We start from the raw sequence: 767 nt of genomic DNA, 5'->3' as shown, positions 1-767 counted from the left end.
TTCCCGCACCCCACACGTGGATGAACGGTCAACCAAACCGGAATGTTCCCCATCCTCCGGACAGCTGACCCTCCGGCCCAGGTCAGAAGGCGACGGGAACGCGCAGTCCGACGGCGACAGCCGCGCGCCGGCACCCCGCGCGTACGGCGGCCAGCTCGGCCCGCACATCGGTCCCCGGCCTTTCACCGGCGGCCTCGAGGGCCCTGGCGGCTGCCGTGTGCAGCTCGGCCCGAGCAGTCGCGTCGTCCCCAGGGAGCACCGTGAGCTCGGCGGCCTCCGCGACCGCGCCGACCAGCCGCGCCACCTCGGCCGGCCCGGACACCGACCGGTGGACATGGACGCCGAGCATCCGGGGCACCCACCCTGCGAGGGCGCCCCGGATGTACTCGCACAACCCGTCGACACCCGCATGCGGGCCCTCGGGCGCGATACCGGCGCTCATCTCCCCATGGTCACCGCCCCCACCGACAACACCCCTCGGCACAGGCCTCGGGCCCAGAAACGGAACATGCGAGAAGGCCCCGCCCCTGCGAGGTGACGGCCCTCGGCCCGTCCGCACCCGGCGCTACGGGGCGGGTGTGAACTCCACGTCGGTGCCGCCGCAGCCGGCTGCGATGTCCAGCAGCCGGTCCCGCTCCGCCTCGTCGACCGCCAGCCCCCACCGCAGCTTGGTCGCGGTCCACTCGGCGCCGTACCGGCACAGCGCGTCCGGAGCCGGCGGCAGCCACTCCGCCGGGTCCTGGTCCGCCTTCGGCCGGTTCGAACGA

General features: G+C 74.3%; 1 protein-coding gene and 1 pseudogene. Both read right to left on the bottom strand.

Annotation, left to right across the window (positions count from 1 at the left end; translation table 11 throughout):
* Positions 1 to 82 precede the first annotated feature (82 nt).
* A complete protein-coding gene (locus PV721_RS43645; RefSeq protein ID WP_319734462.1) occupies positions 83 to 442 on the bottom strand; it encodes a hypothetical protein in 360 nt (119 codons plus the stop codon).
* A gap of 123 nt (positions 443 to 565) precedes the next feature.
* Positions 566 to 767: pseudogene (locus tag PV721_RS43640) on the bottom strand (HNH endonuclease); the annotation flags it as partial.

Source organism: Streptomyces sp. MB09-01 (genome assembly GCF_033794505.1).
GTDB lineage: Bacteria > Actinomycetota > Actinomycetes > Streptomycetales > Streptomycetaceae > Streptomyces.
This window is presented reverse-complemented; position numbering and strand designations above follow the sequence as displayed.

What these genes read in the sequence shown, in the direction of transcription:
- PV721_RS43645 (WP_319734462.1), bottom strand. Translation starts at nt 442, where the DNA reads ATGAGCGCCGGTATCGCGCCCGAGGGCCCGCATGCGGGTGTCGACGGG.